This is a genomic window from Xanthomonas hortorum (genome assembly GCF_024339125.1).
In the GTDB taxonomy this organism is placed as follows: domain Bacteria; phylum Pseudomonadota; class Gammaproteobacteria; order Xanthomonadales; family Xanthomonadaceae; genus Xanthomonas; species Xanthomonas hortorum.
In genome coordinates this window covers 808,131-829,031 of the sequence record NZ_CP101417.1, presented here as the reverse complement: position 1 = coordinate 829,031, position 20,901 = coordinate 808,131, and the positions used below count along the sequence as shown (strand labels likewise).

Below are 20,901 nucleotides of genomic sequence, written 5' to 3'. Positions count from 1 at the left end.
AGAACGTACGCAATGAACGATACGGAACGGCAGGCGCGACTTCGCCAGTTGGCACAGGAGATCTGGGAGGCCGAAGGCCGCCCGGACGGGCATGCGGCCCGTCATTGGGCCATGGCCGAGCGCCTGGTGGACGCCGAAGAACGCGCCGCCGAACAGGCCAACCCGCCCATCACTGCACGTCAGTAACGGTGCCTCTGTCATCTTGCATGGTGCACCCTGCTGGCCGCGCCATGCAGGGTTGAACGTGCAGCCGCACGCATTCGTATTCGCTCACTGGTTTTGAGTTCACCGTTTTCAGGAGTTACCGATGGCCACTCGCAAGTTCACGCAACGCTCGCGCATCCGCGAAGGCCGTCCCAATCCGCTCGGCGCCACCTGGGACGGGTTGGGCGTCAACTTCGCGTTGTACTCGCGCAACGCCACCCGCGTGGAACTGTGTCTGTTCGACGAGCGTGGCCGCGAGCAGGAGCGCCTGGCGCTGCCCGAATACACCGATGAGGTCTGGCACGGCTATCTGCCCGACGCACGCCCCGGCCAGTTGTACGGCTACCGTGTGCACGGGCCTTACGCGCCCGATGCCGGTCATCGTTTCAACCACAACAAATTGCTGCTGGACCCGTATGCCAAGCAGATCGTCGGCGAGCTCAAATGGGCGCCGCATCTGTTCGGCTACACCATTGGCCATCGCGACAAGGATCTGAGTTTCGACCGTCGCGACAGCGCCGCGTTCATGCCCAAATCCGCCGTGATCGACCCGGCCTTCACCTGGGGCCAGGATCGCCCGCCGCAGACGCCGTGGAATCGCACGGTGATCTACGAAGCGCATGTGCGCGGGCTGAGCATGCTGCACCCGGCAGTGCCGCCGGAAGATCGCGGCACGTTCTCGGCCCTGAAGACCGACGAGTTGATCGACCACATCAGCTCGCTCGGCGTCACCGCGGTGGAACTGCTCCCCGTGCACGCCTTCGTCGACGATCAATACCTGCTGGAAAAAGGCCTGCGCAATTACTGGGGCTACAACACGCTGGGCTTTTTCGCGCCGCAGGCGCGCTACATGTCCACGCGGACCGTGGCCGAGTTCAAGCAGATGGTGGCGCGCCTGCATCACGCCGGGCTGGAAGTGCTGCTGGACGTGGTCTACAACCACACCGCCGAAGGCAACGAACTTGGGCCTACGCTGTCGTTCAAGGGCATCGACAACGCCAGCTACTACCGCCTGGCCGACGATCGCCGCTTCTACATCAACGACACCGGTACCGGGAATACGTTCGATCTGACCAACGTCGGCGCATTGCGCATGGTGATGGATTCGCTGCGTTACTGGGTGCAGGAAATGCATGTCGATGGATTCCGTTTCGATCTGGCCAGCATCCTCGGCCGTGAGCGCTATGGCTTCGATCCCTCGGGCAGCTTTCTCGATGCGGTGCGCCAGGATCCGGTGCTGAGCCAGACCAAGTTGATCGCCGAGCCGTGGGATATCGGCCCGGGTGGTTATCAGGTCGGCAATTTCCCGCCGGGCTGGGTGGAATGGAACGACAAGTTCCGCGACAACGTGCGCGCGTTCTGGCGCGGCGACGGTGGGCAACTGGCCGAGTTGGCCACACGCCTCACCGGCTCGGCCGATCTGTTCAACCACAGCGGTCGCCGCCCCACCGCATCGGTCAATTTCGTCACCGCGCACGACGGCTTCACCCTGCGCGATCTGGTCAGCTACGAGGGCAAGCACAACTTTGCCAACGGCGAAGAGGGCAGGGACGGGAGCGACCACAATATCTCGGCCAATTACGGCGTCGAAGGCGACACCAACGACCCGGCGATCAAGCAGCTGCGCCGGCAGCAGATGCGCAATCTGCTCGCCACCTTGTTGCTCTCGCAAGGCACGCCCATGCTGCTGGCCGGCGATGAATTCGGCCACAGCCAGAACGGCAACAACAACGCGTATTGCCAGGACAACGAACTGACCTGGATCGACTGGACTGCCGCCAGCAAGGCCGCCGCCGCCGATCAGGCCGCGTTCGTGCGCCGGCTGATCCGCATTCGCCAGCGTTATCCGCTGCTGCATCGCGCACGCTTCTTCGATGGCAAGTTCGATGAAGCGCTGGGCCTGCGCGATCTCACCTGGCTGGCACCCAACGGCAACGAGATGGACGAAGCCGGTTGGCACGACCCTGAAGCGCGCGCGCTGATGCTGCGCCTGGATGGCCGTTCGCCGACCACCGGCCTGCGCGAGATCGCCGCCAACGTGAGCTTGCTGATGTTGATCAATGCCGCCTCCACCAGCGTGACATTCACGCTGCCGGCGATGCACGACGAACATTGGCGCGTGCTGGTCGACACCGCACGCCACGGCGGCCGCGTGGTGGCCGGTGGCAGCGAATGGAAGGCGCCAGCGCACTCGTTGACCTTGTTGGCGGTGGAGCGCGATCGCATCGCCAGCAGTGCGCGCATCGTGTCCGAGGGCGCACGCTGATGGCAGGAGCGCACTGATGGACGTGTTGTTGGCAGGGGCGACCGGTCTGGTCGGCAAACACGTCTTGCAGCAGTTACTCACTGACACGCGCTGCACGGGCGTGGTTGCGATCACGCGCCGGCCGTTGACGCAGATCCACCCCAAACTGCGCAACCAGGTGATCGACTTCGATCGCCTGGACAGCTGGACCGCTCCGCGCATGGAAGCGGCCATCTGCGCCTTGGGCAGCACCATGAAACAGGCCGGCTCGCGCGAAGCGTTCTATCGCATCGATCACGGTTACCCGATGGCACTGGCACGCGCCGCCTGCGCGCAGGGCACCTCGGTGTTCGTACTGAATTCGGCCGCCGGTGCCAATGCGCAGTCGCGGATTTTCTACAACCGCGTCAAGGGCGAACTGGAACGCGACCTGCGCGCAGTCGGCTTCCCCTCGCTGACCTTCGTACGGCCCGGTTTGATTGGCGGCGAGCGCGAAGAGCGGCGTACCGGCGAACATATCGGCAGTCTCATGCTGGGCGCGCTCGGCCCGTTGCTGCCACGCCGCTTTCGCATCAATCCGGCCGAACGCATCGCTGCGGCCATGGTGAGCGCAGCGCTGGCTCCTGCACGCGGCGAGCATAGTGTTGAGGCGGCAGAATTGGTGGGCTGACGAGGTGTCGCCGCCTCGTCACGCGATAGCCGATGGTTGTCCGTTTCCTCGTAGGAGCGCGCTTGCGCGCGATGAAGCGTTATCGATAACGCCTCATCGCGCGCAAGCGCGCTCCTACGGATGTACGTGCGGCTGAGAGACATGCTCCGCCAGCGCATGCAATGCGCTCAAACCCCCAACGACTGCCCGCCATCCACCGCCAGCACTTGCCCGGTGATCCAGCGCGCTTGCGGCGATGCCAGAAACAACGCCGCATCGGCGATGTGTTGCACCTGCCCGAACCCGCCGAATGGAATGCTGTCGCGGATGCGTGCATACAGTTCCGGTTCTTGGTCGCGACGCCGCGCCCATAGCCCATCGGGAAACTCGATCGAGCCTGGCGCAATCGCGTTGACGCGGATGCGCTCGCGCGCCAGTTCGGCGGCCAGCGTGGTGGTGTAGTAATTCAGCGCCGCCTTGGCGGTGGAGTAGGCGATCGCGCGCGGCGTAGGGCGCTGCGCGTTGATCGAGCTGATGTTGAGGATCACCGCCTCAGCGCTGTTGCGTAAGTGTGGCAGCGCGGCGCGATTGCAGCGCACTGCGGCCATCAGATCCACGTCCAGGCCGGCTTGCCAACTTGCATCGTCGTTGCCATGCCCATAGCCGGAGGCGTTGTTGATCACCACGTCCAGGCCATTCAATGCCTGCGCTGCAGCGTCCACATAGGCCTCGATTTGCACAGCATCCGACAGGTCGCAGGCGAAGGTGTGTACCGGTGCGCCATGCGGCGCCAACACGTCTGCGGCCTGTGCGAGGCCATCGGCATTGCGTGCGCACAGCGAGACGTGCGCGCCGTTGCGCACGAACGCGTCGGCAATGGCCAGGCCGATGCCACGGCTACCGCCGGCGATCAGGACACGTTGGTCGCGCGGCGCGAGTTGCGGGCGTGCTTCAGGAATGGGCATGGCGGGCACTCGATCGGAAACCGGCATTATCGAGCAGCTTGGTCATGACGCAGTGTTCGGCGCCATTGCGGTGTTGGACGTACCATCGCAGCTGCACCCAAAATCCAAAAGCGGCTAACAAAATTACTGCGTTCACCGCCAGACGCGCGCGGTCGGTGCTCAGAATCGGCATGTGCCACTCGTACACTCGAGTTCTGAGCGCGCTGTCCGCATGCCCCCGGCAACTGCTCGCTACATTTTGCTAGCCACTCTCAATCGCGGTGCGCAGCGCAGCGCTGCGAGCCACGTGGGAGCCATGCGCCGGCATCTGTCTGTGGTCGCGTGCGCTGTCATCTACATGCAGTGCGGCGCGCGCGTGGCCTGCGACGCAAGCCTCATCACCAACCATGATCAGCTCATGCGTTTTCGCTTGCTCGCCGCTAACCATTTGTTTACACGTTCGCGCCGCGCTGCGGGCACAACGTGCGGGTCATTCAGTGGGAGTTGCACATGGAAACCCATATCACCGTCATCGGTGCCGGCTTTTGCGGTACCGCGCTGGTTCGTGCGCTGGCGCAGACGGCCGACGCGCAGGTCCGCATCACTTTGGTCGGCGTGGCCGAGACCTTCGGCAGCGGCATTGCCTATGGTGCGGCGCGGACGGAACATTTGCTCAACGTGCGTGCCAAAGACCTGGGGATCGATGCGCAAGCACCCGGTGCATTCGCAGATACCCTGCATCTTGGCGATAGCGGGCGATTGGAATTCCTGCCGCGCCTTGCCTATGGCGATTATCTGCGCAGCGAGCTGGATACCGCGGTCAGCGGCGCGCAGGCCTCGATCATGCGGCTATCGCAAGAGGCGGTGGCAGTGGAGCGCGTGCGCAAGGGGTTTCGCGTGTTTCTGGCCAATGGCGATGCCTTCCATAGCGACCGCGTGGTGTTGGCGGTCGGTGCGCTGCAGCCGCAGGCGCTTGCCTGCATCGGCCCGCGCTTGAGCGTGCATCCGCGCTACATCGGGTGGCCGTGGCAAGGCGATGCCTTGGCGCAGTTGTCGCCCGACGACGACGTGCTGATCGTCGGCACCGGGCTGACCATGGTGGATGTGGCCTTGACCCTGCATACGCGCGGGCATCGTGGCCGGCTGGTGGCGATCTCGCGGCGGGGGCTGGCACCACAGGCGCATCTTCGTCAGCCAGGCGCGGCGCTGGAATTGCCGCCGCATCTCCAGCGCGCGCTCAAGGACGCCGACCTGCGTGGCCTGCTGCGCGGCGTGCGTCAACTGAGTGCGGTGGTCGACGATTGGCGGCGGGTGGTGGATGCTCTGCGCCCGCATCTGCAGCCGCTGTGGCAGCGTCTTGACCTGACCCAGCGGGCGCGCTTTCTGCGTCACTTGCGGCCGTATTGGGAAGTGGCGCGGCATCGGGTTGCGCCGGGCGCGGCGGAGCAACTGGCGCAGCTGCAGGCCTCGGGCCAATTGCAGGTGACCGCAGCACGCTTGCTGCGTGCGCGTTGGGTGCCCGATGGCGTGGAGGCGGTGATCCGCCCGCGTGGTGCTGCCGATGCGCAGACCGGCCACTACGACGCGGTGATCCGCGCCACCGGCTTGGATACCGACATCGACCGCACCAGCGATCCGCTGATCGCGGGCATGCGCGAAGCCGGCCTGTTACGTGCCGATCCGTTGGGGTTGGGTGTGGACACCGACGCGCAATTGCGGGTGCGCGATGGCGCCGGGCAAATCGTGCCGGGGCTGTATTGCGTTGGTCCGCTGTTGCGTGGGCGCTATTGGGAAATCACCGCCGTGCCGGAGTTGCGCGTTGCTACACGCGCATTGGCCGAGCGTCTGTTGTTGGGCGCGATGCCGGCGTTACAGCCGGAGCCGGAACATATGCCGCGCGAAGTCAATGCGCGTTTGTAGGTGGCCGTACCCTCACCCCAACCCCTCTCCCGACGGGAGAGGGGCTTTAAACCCTTCTCCCGTCGGGAGAAGGTGCCCCGAAGGGGCGGATGAGGGTACGAGCGCAGCCTCGTGAAGTTGGACGATGCGAGCAGCTTCGCTCCGTACCCTCACCCCAACCCCTCTCCCGACGGGAGAGGGGCTTTAACCCTTCTCCCGTCGGGAGAAGGTGCCCCGCAGGGGCGGATGAGGGTACGAGCGCAGCCTCGTGCGGTTGGACTATGCGAGTAGCTTCGCTCCGTACCCTCACCCCAACCCCTCTCCCGATGGGAGAGGGGCTTATCGCTCCTTCCAGCGGAATCTTGATCTGCGCGCGCAGGTATAGCCCTCATCTCGCCATCTCGCGCGGACTTCGCCAAACAGCGCAATCATGCAGCGTGATGCGTAGCGCACTGCACCGGTGCAGACAGGATTAGGTCATGTTGATCGGCCTGGGCTGATTACAGTCCAGGTCGCTTCATCCCCTCGTCCGCCTGGAGTCCGCCATGCCCCGTCTTGCTGCCACTGCCTTGCTCGCCACGCTGTGCGCTTGCGCGCTGCCCGCCTGGGCCAGCGAATCGCTCAACACCCGTGCTGAAGTGCTCGCGGCCCTGGAGGCCGGCTATGACGTCAGCCTGACCACCGATCTCGCTCGCTGCACGCCCGAAGAAGGCACCCCGGTGACTCAGACCCGCGGCGGCCGCCATATCGATGCCTATCGCATCACCGAGGACGGCACCGCCGCATTCTCCGGCTCGCATTTCACCGTGGCCAACGACGGCAAGCCGATCCAGCAGTTCATGCGTTATCAGCTGCGCCCGGATGGCAGCGTGCGTTTCACCACCTACATGTACGACCTGCCGGGTTTGCAACAACGTGGCCCGGTGCTGGCCTATCAATGCACGATCAACCAGGGCATCCGCTTCCACGCCGATTGAGTGCGTTTGCCCCCTCATTACCGAGAAAGCACATGTCCTCACGTCTGTATTTTTCACTTGCCATTGCAGTGCTGTCAGCCAGTGCAATTCCCGCATTCGCCACGCAATCGTTGAACACGCAAGCGAGCCTGATCGATGCGTTGGAGACCGGCCGCAATGTGGCGGTGTCGGTCGATCTGTCGCGCTGCACGGCCGAAGCGGGCACTGCATCCAGTCGCAGCCGCGGTGGTGTGCGCATCGGCGCCTACCGTCTTACCGCCGACGGCACCTTGGCGTTTTCCGACACCCAGTTCATCGCTGCCAGCAGCGATGGCAGGCCGTTCCAGCAGTTCCAGCGCTACCAGGTGCTTGCCGACAACAGTGTGCGGCTGACCACCTACATGTACGACCTGCCGAGTCTGCAGCAACGCGGGGCACTGCTGGCGTATCAATGCACGATCAATCAGGGCATTCGCTTCCACGCGCGTTGAAAACCCAATGCGTTGCGCGATGCCACTTGAGCGAGTGGCATCGCGTCGATGGCGCTACAGCATCGACATACAACCTGGTGACGACTACTGCACCGCAACCGCATCGGTGGCACCGGATTGCCAACCGCCGCCCAACGCCTTGAAGGTGGCCACTGCACTGCGTGCCGCATCGGTGCGTGCCTGCACCTGCGCATCGGAGGCACGCAGCAAGCTGTCGTCGGCATTCAAGACTTCGATCAGGCTGACCACGCCTTTCTCATAGGCCAGCGCCGATGCACCACGCGCCTTGCCCAGTGCATCCACACCTTGCGATAGCACCGCTGCCTGCTGCTCGCGTTTGACCAGTGCGGTCAACGCATTCTCCACGTCTTCCGTGGCGCGCAACACGGCCAGGCGATACGCCGCCAACTGCTCGGCTTCCTGTCCCTTGGCCTGTGCGATCTGCGCGTTGATGCGGCCGAAATCGAACAGCCGCCAGCGCAAACCCAGCACGCCGGCAGATTGGCTGGCATCGCTGGTGAACAGGTTGGCGCCGGAGATGGCGGTGGCGCTGCCGAGTAATCCGCTTAGCGAAAATTTCGGGTAGTACTCGGCCATCGCCACGCCGATGCGCGCGTTCGAGGCTGCCAGCCGGCGCTCGGCGACGATCAGGTCCGGGCGGCGCCGCAGCAGGTCGCCGGGCGTGCCCGTTTCGGCAATGCGCGGTGCAAGCGGAATGGGTTTGCTGGTGGCCAGCTCTGCACGATGCGTCCCTGGCGCAACACCCAACATCACGTCCAGTGCATTCATCGCCGCGACCAGGCCGCTTTCGATACCCGGCACCGATGCCTGCGCCTGTGCAAGCGCGCCTTGTGCCTGGTGCAGCTGCAGCTCGGGTGCGAGTCCTTTGCCATGCAGCAGCGTCACCATGGAGAGCAGGCCTTGCTGGGTGGCGACCTGGCGCTGCGCCACCTCCAGCCGTGCCTGCAGGCCGCGGATGCTGATGTAGATGTCGGCGGTCTGCGCGGCCACCGCCAGACGGGTGGCGGCTGCACCGGCTTCGCTGGCCTGGTAGTCGGCGAGTGCGGCCTGGCGCCCGCGACGCAGGCCGCCGAACAGATCCAGCTCCCAGCTCGCGCCCAGGTTGGCTTCGTAGGTGCTGGCATAGCGGTCGAAGTTGGGCGTGCTGTTGAGCACCTGGCCGAGCGGCGTTTCCAGCGACTGATAGGCGCGGGTCGCGTTGCCGCTGATGTTGCCCGAAGGCAGCAGTGCGGCCGTGGCGGCGGTCAGCCCGGCGCGGGCCTGGGTGACACGTGCGCTGGCCTGGGCCAGGTCCAGGTTCTGCGCCAGCGCCTGGGTGACGTAGCGGCTCAGGTCCGGGTCGTCGAAACCGGTCCACCAGGTCGATAGATCGGCCTGGGTGGCGGCCTGGCGCTGCTCGGCCGCTGCCTGGCCGAGATAGCGATCCGGCAGGGGCGCAGAGGGGCGGGTGTACTCGGGGCCAACGGCGCAGCCTGCGGCAAGACTGGCGGCGATGAGCGCGGCAAGGGTGCGAAGTGACGACATGACGGTACCGACGAAGGCAATGGCGGGCTGTGACTATAATACGAAATGGTCACTTTTGTGCGGATTGTGTTTGAGCGCTAAGCTGTTCGCATGAGCAAAGCATCCAGCTATCCCGTTTCAGGCCGTGGTCCGGCCGACCACGATGTGCGCGACCAGATCGTGGCAGCGGCAACCGAGCACTTCAGCCGCTACGGCTACGAGAAGACGGCCGTGTCCGATCTGGCCAAGGCGATCGGGTTCTCCAAGGCCTACATCTACAAGTTCTTCGAATCCAAGCAGGCCATCGGCGAGATGATCTGCACCAACTGCCTGCGCGAGATCGAGACCGAGGTGCGCGCGGCGGTGGACGAGGCCGAGCAGCCGCCCGAGAAGCTGCGGCGGCTGTTCAAGGTAATTATCGAGGCCAGCCTTCGCTTGTTTTTCCAGGATCGCAAGCTGTATGAGATTGTGACCTCGGCGGCGACCGAGCGCTGGCAGTCGGTGATCGCTTACGAGGTGCGCATCCAGAAAGTGCTGCAGGACGTGCTGCAGCAAGGCCGGCAAAGTGGCGATTTCGAGCGCAAGACGCCACTGGACGAGGCCACCCAGGCGATCTATGTGGTGATGCGCCCGTACATGAATCCGCTGTTGCTGCAGCACAGCCTGGAGCATGCCGACGAGGTGCCGCTGCTGCTGTCGGGTCTGGTGTTGCGGAGCCTTTCGCCCTGAAAGTCGATAGTGACTATTGACTGATATAGTCACAAGTCTCAAGATGCGAGCCTTCAACAGCACGCACTGGGATTTCCATGCTTCGCCGCCGCCTCGTTACCTCCACTTTCCTGTGTGCGCTGCCGCTGGCATTGATCGCCTGCGGCGAGGCGCCGCCGCCCGACCCCCGCACTGCGACCCCGCTGGTGCGCGTGGCCACCGTCGAAGAGGCCGGTACGGCAGCACGCAGCTTCTCCGGCACGGTCGCCGCGCGGGTGCAGAGCGATCTGGGCTTCCGGGTCTCCGGCAAGGTGCTGGAGCGGCTGGTCGATACCGGCCAGCGGGTCACGCGCGGGCAGCCGTTGCTGCGGATCGACCCGGTCGATCTCCAGCTCGCCGCACGCGCGCAGCAGGACGCGGTGGCAGCCGCGCAGGCGCGCGCGCAGCAGACTGCCGACGATGAGGCGCGCTACCGCGATCTGCGTGGCACCGGCGCCATCTCCGCCTCCGCCTACGACCAGATCAAGGCCGCAGCGGATGCCGCCAAGGCGCAGCTGAGTGCGGCCCAGGCGCAGGCCGAGGTGGCCCGCAATTCCAAGCGCTACAGCGATCTGTTGGCCGACGCCGACGGCGTGGTGATGGAAACACTGGTTGAACCAGGGCAGATCGTGGCCGCCGGGCAGCCGGTGGTGCGGCTGGCACATGCCGGGCGCCGCGAGGCGATTGTCCAGCTGCCGGAAACATTGCGCCCGCCGGTTGGCTCGGCCGCGCAGGCCACGCTGTTCGGCAATGCAGGCGTCACTGTGCCGGCCACGCTGCGTCAGCTGTCCGACAGCGCAGACCGGCTGACCCGCACCTTCGAGGCGCGTTACGTGCTCGACGGCGCATTGGCTGATGCCCCGCTGGGCACTACCGTCAGCATCCGCATTGCCGACGGCACGGCCGCCAGCACGCAGACCGGGCTGCAGGTGCCGCTGGCCGCGCTGTTCGATGCGGGCAAGGGGACGGGGGTGTGGGTCATTGCCGGCAATCCGGCCAAGGTGAGCTGGCGGCCGGTGACGGTGCTGGGCCTGGACGATGACCATGCCAACGTTGCCGGCAAGCTGGCGCGTGGCGAGCGCATCGTGGCGCTGGGTGCGCATCTGTTGCGCGAAGGTGAGCAGGTGCGGATTGCCAATACGATTGCGCCCGCCAGTGGCGCGACCAGTGCTACCAAGACCGCGAGCGCGGCAGGAGCGCAGCCGTGAGCGAGGGCCGCTTCAATCTCTCGGCGCTCGCGGTGCGCGAGCGCTCCATCACGCTGTTCCTGATCTTTCTGATTTCGTTGGCCGGCCTGGTCGCGTTCCTCAAACTTGGCCGTGCGGAGGACCCGGCATTCACTGTCAAGGTGATGACCATCATCACTGCCTGGCCGGGCGCAACGCCGCAGGAAATGCAGGACCAGGTCGCCGAAAAACTCGAAAAGCGCCTGCAGGAACTGCGCTGGTACGACCGCAGCGAAACCTATACGCGCCCCGGTCTTGCGTTTACGACGTTGACGTTGCTGGACAGCACACCGCCCAGCCAGGTGCAGGAGCAGTTCTATCAGGCGCGCAAGAAAGTGGGCGATGAAGTCGGCAACCTGCCGGCCGGCGTGATCGGGCCGATGGTCAACGACGAATATGCCGACGTCACCTTTGCGCTGTTCGCGCTGAAGGCCAAGGGCGAGCCGCAACGCTTGCTCGCGCGCGATGCGGAAAGCCTGCGCCAGCGCATGTTGCACGTGCCGGGCGTCAAGAAGGTCAACATCATCGGCGAGCAGCCCGAACGCATCTTTGTCGAGTTCTCGCACGAACGTCTGGCTACGCTGGGCGTCAGTCCGCAGGAGGTGTTTGCCGCGCTCAATGCGCAAAACGCCTTGAATGCGGCAGGGTCGGTGGAAACGCGCGGGCCGCAGGTGTTCATTCGCCTGGACGGCGCGCTCGACAGCCTGCAGAAGATCCGCGATACCCCGCTGGTGGTGCAGGGCCGCACCCTGAAACTGTCGGACATCGCCACGGTCAAACGTGGCTACGAGGATCCGTCCACCTTCATGATCCGCAGTGGCGGCGAGCCGGCATTGCTGCTCGGCATCATCATGCGCGATGGCTGGAACGGCCTGGAGTTGGGCAAATCGCTGGATAGCGAAGTGGGCGCGATCAATGCCGAGCTGCCGCTGGGCATGCGCCTGAGCAAGGTCACCGACCAGGCGGTCAACATCGACGCGTCGGTGGGCGAGTTCATGACCAAGTTCTTCGTCGCGCTGCTGGTGGTGATGCTGGTGTGCTTCGTCAGCATGGGCTGGCGCGTGGGCATCGTGGTGGCGGCCGCGGTGCCGCTGACACTGGCGGCGGTCTTTGTGGTGATGCTGGCCACCGGCAAGAATTTCGACCGCATCACGCTGGGCTCGTTGATCCTGGCGCTGGGGCTGTTGGTCGACGACGCCATCATCGCGATCGAGATGATGGTAGTGAAGATGGAAGAAGGCTACAGCCGTGTCGCCGCGTCGGCCTATGCGTGGAGCCACACCGCCGCGCCGATGTTGTCCGGTACGTTGGTGACGGCGGTTGGCTTCATGCCGAACGGGTTTGCCGCTTCCACCGCCGGCGAATACACCAGCAACATGTTCTGGATCGTGGGAATCGCGTTGATCGTGTCGTGGGTGGTGGCGGTGGTGTTCACGCCCTATCTGGGCGTCAAGATGCTGCCCGACCTGAAGAAGATCGAAGGCGGCCACGCCGCGATGTACGACACGCCGCGCTACAACCGCTTCCGCAATGCGCTAGCACGCGTCATCGCGCGCAAGTGGCTGGTCGCCGGCTCGGTGATCGGGTTGTTTGTCCTGGCCATCCTTGGCATGGGCATCGTCAAGAAGCAGTTCTTTCCGATCTCCGATCGCCCCGAAGTCTTGGTGGAAGTGCAACTGCCATACGGCACCTCCATCACTCAGACCAGCGCCGCCACCGCCAAGCTGGAAGCCTGGCTTGCCAAGCAGGACGAAGCGAAGATTGTCACCGCGTATATCGGGCAGGGCGCGCCGCGCTTCTTCCTGGCAATGGGCCCGGAGTTGCCGGATCCCTCCTTTGCCAAGATCGTGGTGCGCACCGACAACCCGCACGAACGCGATGCATTGAAGCTGCGCATGCGCAAGGCCGTCTCCGAAGGCCTGGCACCGGAGGCGCGCGTGCGTGTGACGCAACTGACCTTCGGCCCGTACTCGCAATTTCCGGTGGCGTACCGTGTCAGTGGTGCCGACCCGCAGGTGTTGCGCGGTATCGCCGCGCAGGTGAAGCAGGTCCTGCAGGACAGCCCGATGCTGCGCACCGTCAACACCGACTGGGGCACCCGCACACCAACGCTGCATTTCACTCTGGAGCAGGATCGTCTGCAGGCAGTGGGGCTGACCTCGACCGCAGTCGCTCAGCAGTTGCAGTTCCTGCTCAGTGGTGTGCCGATCACGCTGGTGCGCGAAGATATTCGCAGCGTGCAGGTGGTGGCGCGTTCGGCCGGCGAGACACGTTTTGATCCGGCACGCATCGCCGATTTCACCCTGGCCGGTGCCAATGGCCAACGCGTGCCGCTGTCGCAGGTAGGTAGCGTGGATGTGCGGATGGAAGAGCCGATCCTGCGCCGCCGCGATCGTGTGCCGACGATCACGGTGGGCGGCGATGTCGACGACCAACTGCAGCCGCCGGATGTCTCGGCTGCGATCACCAAGCAGTTGCAGCCGATCATCGACAAACTGCCCAGCGGATATCAGATCAAGGAGGCCGGTTCCATCGAGGAGTCCGGCAAGGCGACTGCCGCGATGCTGCCGTTGTTCCCGATCATGCTGGCAGTCACCTTGATCATCATCATCCTGCAGGTGCGCTCGATGTCGGCGATGGTGATGGTGTTCCTGACCAGCCCGCTGGGCCTGATCGGCGTGGTGCCGACCTTGATCCTGTTCCAGCAGCCGTTCGGCATCAATGCGCTGGTGGGCTTGATTGCGCTCTCGGGCATCCTGATGCGCAACACGCTGATCCTGATCGGGCAGATCCATCACAACGAGGCCGAAGGGCTGGACCCGTTCCACGCCCTGGTGGAAGCCACCGTGCAGCGTGCCAGGCCGGTGATCCTGACCGCGCTGGCCGCGATCCTGGCGTTCATCCCGCTCACGCACTCGGTGTTCTGGGGCACGCTGGCCTACACGCTGATCGGCGGCACGCTGGCCGGCACGATTTTGACCCTGGTGTTTCTGCCGGCGATGTATTCGATCTGGTTCAAGATCCGGCCGGAGAACAGCGGCGCACCGACGCCTGCCAAGTACGCATGAGTTGGGTCTGCGACGGTGGCGAAAGCCCCCGTCGCAGAGATCGCGTGGCAGTGTCGCTCGCGCGATTGCCACTCCACTGCCATTGCAGCCTTGCAGCGGCGCGGCGTCTCAGCGGCTTGACCGAGCTTCCGCCCGAAGGCCAGGGCCGGCACGCGTCGGGGAGGTTCCCGGCTTCGGTCGCAGTGCAGGCCCGAATCCCGCCCGGACAGCCGCCGATTCACCCAGAACGGCCGTGTGGCCTCACAATAGGCGGCCAGTTCCCAACCGATGTCGCCATGCGCAAGACCTACCAGCTCAACCTCGAAGGCAAGAACCGCGATCGTCTGCTGGAGTCCAGCAAGAGCGATATCCGCAAGTACATCCGCCGCGAGCGCCGCAAGGACTTGCCGGAAGGTGCGGATTATTGGGACTTCGACATGCGCTTCGGGGTGGACGAGGCCAGCGCCGCGCCGCTGCCGCCGGCCGAGCTGATCCGCTCGATCAATGCGCTCACCAGCGAAGGTGGCGAGCAGTTCTTTGTGGAAATCCTGCGCAAGCCCGGCAAGCGCATCCCGCGCGTGGAAGGCGATAGCGGCATGGGCGGCGAGCTGGATTTCGAGCAGGACTGAGTCTTCGCCGCATAGACGTAGCGGTGGATTGCTGCTGCGTTGGCAAGGGCAAGATTTTGCTTGGGCGTGATCAGCAACGCGGGTGGCCGTCACCGCGTGTTGCCTCAGCGGATCTAAAGACAGATCGCGTGGTCTACAAGAGGCACGTGTTCGGCAGCAACTGTCGGCTCAGTGCGAAGTCGCAACGCGCCAAGAGTGCACAAAACGGGTATTGACGCGTGCTGGACGCTGCCCGGCCTGCGCATGTGCTGCGTGTCTAAGCGCGGTTCCCGCGCCTTGTCCGCGTGACGACGGCGCGTTACACGTAACTCCCCGCTCTCAGTCCGGTTTGCCTGCGCGTGCTGCCGCTGCGCGCAGCTTGTCCTTTTTGCTTGGCCGTTTGCCCTTGATGCCGCCGTTGTCGTCCGGTGCGCGCGTGTCGGTGCTCGGCGTTTCTGTCGCAGGCGCATCTGTCGCCAGGGTCGGTTCAAAGCCGGCAACCACACTGGTCGGCACGCGCAGCCCCTGGCGTTTTTCGATCAGGCGCCATTGCGGCTGGCTCTCCGCAGTGACGAAGCTGATCGCCACCCCGCTGGCGCTGGCACGCGCGGTGCGGCCGATACGGTGGGTGTAGTCCACGGTCGAACGCGGCAGGTCGTAATTGACCACGGCCGGCAGCGCGTCGATATCGATGCCACGCCCGGCCAGATCGGTGGCCACCAGCACCTGCACCTCGCGTTGCTTGAAGGCGTACAAGGTGCGCTCGCGACGGCCCTGGCTCAACTCGCCATGCAACGGCTGCGCGTTGATGCCGGTCTTGGTCAGTTTTTCGGCGACCTTGTCGGCGGTGTGCCGGCTGGCGACGAACACCAGCACATGCGACCAGCCATGCTCTTGCAGCAGATGGCGCAGCAGCTGCGTGCGTTGGCCGGCGTCGACAGCGATGGCGCGTTGCTTGATCGCAGGTGCAGCGTCTGGCGTGGCGACAATGGTGATGCGCAGCGGGTCGCGCAGGCGACGCTTGGCCAGCGAGGCGATGCCGGGCGGAAAGGTTGCCGAAAACAGCACGCTTTGGCGCTGCGCCGGCAATAGCGCCAGGATGCGATCGAGCTCGGCGCCAAAGCCCAGCTCCAGCAGGCGGTCGGCTTCGTCCAGCACCAGTGTGGCGACCTCGCTCAGGCGCAGCGCGTTGTGATCGACCAGATCCAGCAGCCGGCCGGGCGTGGCCACCACGATGTCGGCACCACCGCGCAGGGCAAGCAGCTGCGGATTGATCGAACTGCCCCCGGTCGCCGTAACGATCTTGAGCCGACGCGGCAGATGCGCCACCAGCTGATGCAGCGTGTCTTCCACCTGCGCGGCGAGTTCGCGCGTGGGCACCAGCACCAGCGCGCCGAGCACGCGCGGGGCGGTCTCCGGGGCAAGACCGCGTTGCTGCAGCAGCGGCAGCGCATAGGCCAGCGTCTTGCCCGAGCCGGTCTGCGCCATCGCGATCAGATCGCGTCCCTGCAGCATGGGCGGAATGGCCTGCTGCTGGATCGGCGTGGGCGTGTGGTGACCGGCGCGGGTCAGCGCGGTGTCGAAGAACGGTTGCAGCTGCGGCGACAGCGAGAGATGGGAAAATGACATGCGCCGATTATCCAGGCATTCGCATTGCAATGGTCGGTAGCGCTTCATGCTAAGCGCCGATCTCGTCGAGGGCGCGGTGCCCTCACCGCTTGCGGGACACGCCGCAAGTACGTCCATGTAGGCTCGGTGGCGGCATCCATGCCGCCACACGGTCCCGCAATCGGTGAGGACACCGCACCAGAGAGTTAGTCGGTTGCGTTGTTGAAAACCATAAACACCGACCATCTCGACTGGTCCTTGCCCGCCCACCGTCGCGGGACCTTACGCGGCATGGATGCCGCGTAAGAGCTTACAAGGACGTACTTGCAGCGTGTCCCGCGATGGTGGGCGGGCAAGGACCCTGCAGCCAAGCCGCAGATCAGCCGCTCTAAGACTGATCTATGAGCACTGTCCAACCACTCCAAGACAAGAGAAGACAATCGAAATGTCGAGTCGTAGCGCCATTTAGATGTCGTCAAAAAGCTTGGATAGTCGAGCGCGCGGTGCCCTCATCGCTTGAGGACACGCCGTGAATCCGTCCCTTGAGGCTCGGTGGCGGCATTCACGCCTCCACACGGTCCCACGATCGGTGAGGACATCGCACCAGCCAACGTGGCCGTGTGCTGATGGGAATCACAAAGCCGGCTGCGCCCACATGGCGATGAGCGAGTGGTTTTGTGAGCCGCGCTTAGTTGGCCAACGCCAGATCGTCCAGCAGCGCACGCAGGAAACGTGCGGCTTCGCCGCCGGTGGCGGCGCGGTGGTCGAAGGTCAGCGACAGCGGCATCACCTTGTGGGTTTCCACCCCGCCCATGACCGGGGTGAGCTGGTAGCGCGCGCGGCCGGCGGCGACGATGGCCACGCACGGCGGCACCACCACCGGGGTCGCGTAGCGGCCGGCGAACATGCCGAAGTTGGACAGCGAGATGGTGTAGCCGCTGAGCTCGGAGGCGGCGATGCTGCGGTTTTCCACCTGCTGGCGCAGCCGGTTGACGCTCTCGCGAATGCCGTGCGCGTCCAGCATGTCGGCATTGCGCAGCGCGGGCACGAACAGGCCTTCTTCGGTATCCACCGCGATGCCGATATCCACCTGCGTATGCAGGGTGCGGCTGAGTGCCTCGCCGTCGAACCAGGCGTTGAGCGCGGGCACCGCCTGACAGGCACGCACGATGCCGCGCACCAGCCGCACGGTGACGTCGTTGCCGGTTTGCCATGCGTGGATGTCGGCATCGTCGTTGAGCGTGGTGGGCACCACCTTGCTGTGCGCATCGGCCATCACGCGCGCCATGTTGCGGCGCACGCCCTTGAGCTGCTCCGGCTGGCCTTTGGCGACCACGCTGGGTGATTGCGTGCGCATGGGTTTGCCGCTGGCAGACAGCGCTGAACGTTGTTGCGCATCGCTCGCTGCAGTGTTTGCGGTCTGCGTGTTTGCAGCGGCATGGTGCGCGCCTGCATTCGCGTTATTGCCATTGATCGGCGTGACCGACGCAGTCGCACGCGTCGCAGACACCGGTGCACTGCCGGCAGCGGCGGCCTGCTTCACATCGGCCATGGTCACGGTGCCATCCGGACCGGTGGCGCGTACCTGCGCCAGATCCACGCGCAGCTTGCGGGCGAGTGCGCGCACGGCCGGCATGGCGCGCACGCCGCCGACTGCAATGGCCTGCTCGCTCTGCACGGCATTGGAACTTTGCATCGCGCCGACCACGGTGCCGGCGTCATCGCGGTCGCTCTCGCCGTTGCTAGTGGAGTCGGCATCGGCGATCTCGCCGCCGTTATCGAAAGCGACCACGCGCGCCGTGTTGCCTGCGGCGCTGTCGCCGGTGCTGGGCGTGTGCGTCGGTGCAGGGCCGTGTGAGTGACCGGTGTCCTGACCATCGGCGCGCTGCGGCTGGGAAGCGTCCAGCGCAAACTGCGCCAGCACCGCGCCGGTGACGACGATGTCGCCGGCCGCACCGGCGAGTTTGGTCACGGTGCCGGAGAACGGCGAGGGCACCTCGACCACCGCCTTGGCGGTCTCCATCGACACCAGCGGGTCGTCCAGGCGCACGCTGTCGCCTTCCTTGACGAACCATTCCACGATGGTGGCGTCGGGCAGGCCTTCGCCCAGATCGGGCAGGTGGAAATTCTTGGCTTGGCTCATGGCAGATTCTCTTGCGCCGCAGGCAGCGGCGGCGTGGTGTCGTCGAGGAGTTCGAGGTCGGCGGCCGGCAGCCAGCCCTGCGTGCCATCGGCACGCTCGGACCACCACCAACCGCCATGTTCGTGATGCAGCAACACGTCCTCGCCCTGCATGGCAACGAGTTCGCGTGCGTCGTAATCGCGCAGGGCTTCGGCCAGGCCGTCGCCCAAGGGGCGCAGCCACGCCACCGGCGCCCAGCCGGCATGACCTTGCCCGGTGTTGACCCAGGCAAAGGCCGGCCATTCTTCATCGCGCACGCCGATCGCCACTTGCTGGCCGGCGTGGAAGCGAATCGGGTTGGCGACTCTGGCGTGGTGGTCGCAGAGCAGGCGGGCGCGCATGTCAGCCGGCGGCCACCGTGCGGCGGGCGGCGGTGACGATGCGCTCCACGCTCGGCAGATACTTCATCTCCAGCCGGAACAGCGGGATATGCGTGTCGTAACCGGTGACGCGTTCGACCGGCGCGAGCAGGTCGTACATGGACTTTTCCGCCAGCTGCGCAGCGATCTCCGCACCGAAGCCGGCGGTGCGCGGGGCTTCCTGCACGATCACGCAGCGGCCGGTTTTGGCCACCGACTCGGCGATGGTGTCGAAGTCCAGCGGGCGCAACGTGGCCACGTCGATCACTTCGGCACTGATGCCTTCGCCGGCGAGTTTGTCGGCCGCTTCCAGCGCTTCTTTCACCTGCGCGCCCCAGGTGACCAGGGTGACGTCGGTACCGTCGCGCAGCACGAAGCACACGTCCAGCGGCAGCGCTTCGCCATCGTTGGCGACCACTTCCTTGTACTGGCGATAGATGCGCTTGGGCTCCATGTAGATCACCGGATCCGGGTCGCGGATCGCAGCCAGCAACAGGCCATACGCGCGCTGCGGCGAAGACGGCAACACCACGCGCAAACCGGGCACGTTGGTGAAGATGGCTTCGTTGGCTTCGCTGTGGTGTTCCGGCGCGCGGATGCCGCCGCCCCACGGCACGCGCAGCACCATCGGGCAATGCAAGCGCCCGCGGGTGCGGTTGCGCAGGCGTGCGGCGTGGCAGATCAGGTGATCGACCATGGGATACACGAAGCCGTCGAACTGCGCTTCGGCCACCGGCTTCATGCCTTGCGCGGCCAGGCCAACGCTCAGCCCGGCGATGGTGGTTTCATCCAATGGCGTGTCCAGCACGCGCGCACTGCCGAAGCGCTGCTGCAGGCCGGCGGTGGCGCGGAATACGCCGCCGTTGACGCCCACATCCTCGCCCAGCACCAGCACCGCAGGGTCGTGTTCCAGCTCCCAGGCCAGCGCCTGGGTGATGGCTTCGATCAGGGTGATGGGCGAACTCATGGCAGTCTCTCCGCGCGTGGCTGCGGCGTTGTAAGGCGCACTGGCCTGCTGAGTGGCGGCGATGTGCGAATGGGTGTGCTCATCCATGACGGGCCTCCAGCGCCATCACTTCGGCGCGCTGGGCCAGCAACTCGGCCGGCGGGTCGCCGTAGAGATAATCGAACATCGCTTCGACCGGCTGCACCGGGGTGTTGAGATAGGCGTTGACCTCTTCGTCCACTCGCGCGCCGCACTCGGTTTTCCAGGCGGCTTCCTGTGCTTCGTCCCACAGGCCTTGCGCGGTGAGATAGCGGCGCAGGCGCAGCAGCGGTTCTCGCGCCCAGCCCTGCTTGACCTCTTCTTCGCCGCGGTAGCGTCGCGCATCGTCGGCGGTGGTGTGATCGGACAGGCGATAGGTCAGGAATTCGATCACCGTGCCGCCGTCGCCGGCCAGTGCACGCACGCGTGCCTGGCGCATCGCTTCGAGCACGGCAACCAGATCGTTGCCATCCACCTGCAGGCAATGCAGGCCGCCGGCCAGGCCTTTCTGCGCCAGCGTCTGCGCACCGGTCTGCGCCGAGCGCGGTACCGAGATTGCCCAGCCGTTGTTGATCACGCACAGGATCAGCGGCAGCTTGTAGGCGCCGGCCGAATTGAGCGCTGCGTAGAAGTCGGTCTTGGAACTGCCGCCATCGCCGCAGCAGGCCACGGCGACCTGCGGCTTGCCCTGTAGCTTGAACGACAGTGCGGAGCCTGCTGCATGCAGGCACTGAGTGGAAATCGGTACGCAGATCGGGAAGTCGATCGCCGCATCTGCATCGCGCGGATAGTCGCTGCCGCGCTCGTCGCCGCCCCAGTACAGCAATACATCGCGCGGGCGTACGCCGCGTTCGAACATGGTGCCGTACTCGCGGTAGCTGGGCGCGAACACATCGCCGCGGCGCATCGACGCACCGATGCCCACATGCGTGGCTTCGTGGCCCAGCGAGGCGGCGTAGGTGCCCAGCTTGCCGGTGCGCTGCAAGGCGACCGATTTGCTGTCGAAGGTGCGCACGAACAGCATGCGCTTGAACAGGGCGAGCAACTGTTGCGGATTGGCGGCATCGGCCGGCAGGTCGTCGCGGACCCATTGGCCGTCCGCGTCCATGTATTGCAGATATTCGATCTCGAACTGCGCGGCTACGCTCATTGCGGCGACACCTTCACCAAGAAGTTTCAAATGATATGAGTTGCGATGTTAAGGACCACGCAGCAAAAGGCTGTCCT

The 20,901-nt window shown here is 65.3% G+C and carries 18 protein-coding genes and 1 other RNA gene; 11 read left to right on the top strand and 8 right to left on the bottom strand.

Features of this window, described 5'->3' with window-relative positions; translation table 11 throughout:
• Positions 1-12: 12 nt before the first annotated feature.
• The 3 genes from NMB96_RS03415 (at position 13) to NMB96_RS03405 (ending at position 3,119) form a co-directional block, all read left to right on the top strand.
• Entirely contained in the window at positions 13-186 is a 174-nt protein-coding gene (locus NMB96_RS03415; RefSeq protein ID WP_255086239.1) for a DUF2934 domain-containing protein, read from the top strand.
• Between the two features lie 121 nt (positions 187-307).
• The gene (gene glgX / locus NMB96_RS03410) at positions 308-2,470 is read left to right on the top strand and encodes a glycogen debranching protein GlgX (RefSeq protein ID WP_023902330.1); all 2,163 of its coding nucleotides are present in this window, start codon (positions 308-310) and stop codon (positions 2,468-2,470) included.
• Positions 2,471-2,486: 16 nt separating this feature from the next.
• Positions 2,487-3,119, top strand: a complete 633-nt coding sequence (locus tag NMB96_RS03405; RefSeq protein ID WP_255086237.1) for an NAD(P)H-binding protein — start codon at positions 2,487-2,489, stop codon at positions 3,117-3,119.
• Positions 3,120-3,286: 167 nt separating this feature from the next.
• On the opposite strand, the gene NMB96_RS03400 is transcribed toward NMB96_RS03405, so the two are convergent.
• Positions 3,287-4,063, bottom strand: coding sequence for an SDR family NAD(P)-dependent oxidoreductase (locus tag NMB96_RS03400; protein WP_023902332.1), 777 nt, complete (start codon positions 4,061-4,063; stop codon positions 3,287-3,289).
• Positions 4,050-4,235, bottom strand: coding sequence for a hypothetical protein (locus NMB96_RS03395; RefSeq protein WP_152025496.1), 186 nt, complete (start codon positions 4,233-4,235; stop codon positions 4,050-4,052). Before NMB96_RS03395 ends, NMB96_RS03400 begins: the two co-directional genes overlap by 14 nt.
• Here NMB96_RS03395 and NMB96_RS03390 point away from each other — a divergent pair.
• From NMB96_RS03390 to NMB96_RS03375, 4 genes are all read left to right on the top strand, one after another.
• Positions 4,234-4,310, top strand: a non-coding RNA gene (locus NMB96_RS03390) — sX9 sRNA. The two genes, NMB96_RS03395 and NMB96_RS03390, sit on opposite strands and share 2 nt — an antisense overlap.
• A gap of 242 nt (positions 4,311-4,552) precedes the next feature.
• Positions 4,553-5,962, top strand: coding sequence for an FAD/NAD(P)-binding protein (locus NMB96_RS03385; protein ID WP_255086234.1), 1,410 nt, complete (start codon positions 4,553-4,555; stop codon positions 5,960-5,962).
• 524 nt (positions 5,963-6,486) lie between these two features.
• The gene (locus tag NMB96_RS03380) at positions 6,487-6,918 is read left to right on the top strand and encodes a VirK family protein (protein ID WP_006448758.1); all 432 of its coding nucleotides are present in this window, start codon (positions 6,487-6,489) and stop codon (positions 6,916-6,918) included.
• A 32-nt stretch (positions 6,919-6,950) separates the two neighbouring features.
• Complete coding sequence (locus tag NMB96_RS03375) at positions 6,951-7,388, top strand: VirK family protein (protein ID WP_255086231.1); 438 nt, start codon at positions 6,951-6,953, stop codon at positions 7,386-7,388.
• 84 nt (positions 7,389-7,472) lie between these two features.
• Here NMB96_RS03375 and NMB96_RS03370 read toward each other — a convergent pair whose 3' ends face one another.
• A complete protein-coding gene (locus NMB96_RS03370; RefSeq protein ID WP_255086229.1) occupies positions 7,473-8,933 on the bottom strand; it encodes an efflux transporter outer membrane subunit in 1,461 nt (486 codons plus the stop codon).
• A 90-nt stretch (positions 8,934-9,023) separates the two neighbouring features.
• On the opposite strand from NMB96_RS03370, the gene NMB96_RS03365 reads away from it, so the two are divergent.
• The 4 genes from NMB96_RS03365 to NMB96_RS03350 all read left to right on the top strand — a co-directional run bounded on the left by NMB96_RS03365 (position 9,024) and on the right by NMB96_RS03350 (position 14,561).
• Positions 9,024-9,641, top strand: a complete 618-nt coding sequence (locus tag NMB96_RS03365; RefSeq protein WP_255086227.1) for a TetR/AcrR family transcriptional regulator — start codon at positions 9,024-9,026, stop codon at positions 9,639-9,641.
• Positions 9,642-9,718: 77 nt separating this feature from the next.
• Positions 9,719-10,867 (top strand): efflux RND transporter periplasmic adaptor subunit, encoded by a 1,149-nt coding sequence (locus NMB96_RS03360; RefSeq protein ID WP_023902337.1) that lies wholly within the window; start codon positions 9,719-9,721, stop codon positions 10,865-10,867.
• Positions 10,864-13,953, top strand: coding sequence for an efflux RND transporter permease subunit (locus tag NMB96_RS03355; RefSeq protein WP_183086624.1), 3,090 nt, complete (start codon positions 10,864-10,866; stop codon positions 13,951-13,953). Before NMB96_RS03360 ends, NMB96_RS03355 begins: the two co-directional genes overlap by 4 nt.
• 275 nt (positions 13,954-14,228) lie before the next feature.
• Positions 14,229-14,561: a DUF6172 family protein gene (locus NMB96_RS03350; RefSeq protein WP_023902339.1), complete on the top strand. Its 333-nt coding sequence runs from the start codon at positions 14,229-14,231 to the stop codon at positions 14,559-14,561.
• A 318-nt stretch (positions 14,562-14,879) separates the two neighbouring features.
• Here NMB96_RS03350 and NMB96_RS03345 read toward each other — a convergent pair whose 3' ends face one another.
• The 5 genes from NMB96_RS03345 to pdhA all read right to left on the bottom strand — a co-directional run bounded on the left by NMB96_RS03345 (position 14,880) and on the right by pdhA (position 20,824).
• Entirely contained in the window at positions 14,880-16,169 is a 1,290-nt protein-coding gene (locus NMB96_RS03345; RefSeq protein ID WP_255086223.1) for a DEAD/DEAH box helicase, read from the bottom strand.
• Positions 16,170-16,836: 667 nt separating this feature from the next.
• Positions 16,837-18,291 carry a dihydrolipoamide acetyltransferase family protein gene (locus tag NMB96_RS03340; protein WP_255086222.1) on the bottom strand — a complete coding sequence of 485 codons (1,455 nt, stop codon included), beginning with the start codon at positions 18,289-18,291 and terminating at the stop codon, positions 16,837-16,839.
• Positions 18,288-18,671, bottom strand: coding sequence for an SH3 domain-containing protein (locus tag NMB96_RS03335; RefSeq protein WP_006448748.1), 384 nt, complete (start codon positions 18,669-18,671; stop codon positions 18,288-18,290). Before NMB96_RS03335 ends, NMB96_RS03340 begins: the two co-directional genes overlap by 4 nt.
• A 1-nt stretch (position 18,672) precedes the next feature.
• Positions 18,673-19,743: an alpha-ketoacid dehydrogenase subunit beta gene (locus tag NMB96_RS03330; protein WP_255086221.1), complete on the bottom strand. Its 1,071-nt coding sequence runs from the start codon at positions 19,741-19,743 to the stop codon at positions 18,673-18,675.
• On the bottom strand, positions 19,736-20,824 hold the full coding sequence (pdhA, locus tag NMB96_RS03325; protein WP_255086219.1) for a pyruvate dehydrogenase (acetyl-transferring) E1 component subunit alpha: 1,089 nt from the start codon (positions 20,822-20,824) through the stop codon (positions 19,736-19,738). The genes NMB96_RS03330 and pdhA overlap by 8 nt, the downstream gene beginning before the upstream one ends.
• Positions 20,825-20,901 lie beyond the last annotated feature (77 nt).

Coding starts and splice junctions, on each gene's coding strand:
- glgX (WP_023902330.1), top strand. CDS start 308: ATGGCCACTCGCAAGTTCACGCAACGCTCGCGCATCCGCGAAGGCCGT.
- NMB96_RS03375 (WP_255086231.1), top strand. CDS start 6,951: ATGTCCTCACGTCTGTATTTTTCACTTGCCATTGCAGTGCTGTCAGCC.
- NMB96_RS03405 (WP_255086237.1), top strand. CDS start 2,487: ATGGACGTGTTGTTGGCAGGGGCGACCGGTCTGGTCGGCAAACACGTC.
- NMB96_RS03385 (WP_255086234.1), top strand. CDS start 4,553: ATGGAAACCCATATCACCGTCATCGGTGCCGGCTTTTGCGGTACCGCG.
- NMB96_RS03340 (WP_255086222.1), bottom strand. CDS start 18,291: ATGAGCCAAGCCAAGAATTTCCACCTGCCCGATCTGGGCGAAGGCCTG.
- NMB96_RS03330 (WP_255086221.1), bottom strand. CDS start 19,743: ATGGATGAGCACACCCATTCGCACATCGCCGCCACTCAGCAGGCCAGT.
- NMB96_RS03350 (WP_023902339.1), top strand. CDS start 14,229: ATGCGCAAGACCTACCAGCTCAACCTCGAAGGCAAGAACCGCGATCGT.
- NMB96_RS03380 (WP_006448758.1), top strand. CDS start 6,487: ATGCCCCGTCTTGCTGCCACTGCCTTGCTCGCCACGCTGTGCGCTTGC.
- NMB96_RS03395 (WP_152025496.1), bottom strand. CDS start 4,235: ATGCCGATTCTGAGCACCGACCGCGCGCGTCTGGCGGTGAACGCAGTA.
- pdhA (WP_255086219.1), bottom strand. CDS start 20,824: ATGAGCGTAGCCGCGCAGTTCGAGATCGAATATCTGCAATACATGGAC.
- NMB96_RS03415 (WP_255086239.1), top strand. CDS start 13: ATGAACGATACGGAACGGCAGGCGCGACTTCGCCAGTTGGCACAGGAG.
- NMB96_RS03365 (WP_255086227.1), top strand. CDS start 9,024: ATGAGCAAAGCATCCAGCTATCCCGTTTCAGGCCGTGGTCCGGCCGAC.
- NMB96_RS03370 (WP_255086229.1), bottom strand. CDS start 8,933: ATGTCGTCACTTCGCACCCTTGCCGCGCTCATCGCCGCCAGTCTTGCC.
- NMB96_RS03360 (WP_023902337.1), top strand. CDS start 9,719: ATGCTTCGCCGCCGCCTCGTTACCTCCACTTTCCTGTGTGCGCTGCCG.
- NMB96_RS03400 (WP_023902332.1), bottom strand. CDS start 4,063: ATGCCCATTCCTGAAGCACGCCCGCAACTCGCGCCGCGCGACCAACGT.
- NMB96_RS03345 (WP_255086223.1), bottom strand. CDS start 16,169: ATGTCATTTTCCCATCTCTCGCTGTCGCCGCAGCTGCAACCGTTCTTC.
- NMB96_RS03335 (WP_006448748.1), bottom strand. CDS start 18,671: ATGCGCGCCCGCCTGCTCTGCGACCACCACGCCAGAGTCGCCAACCCG.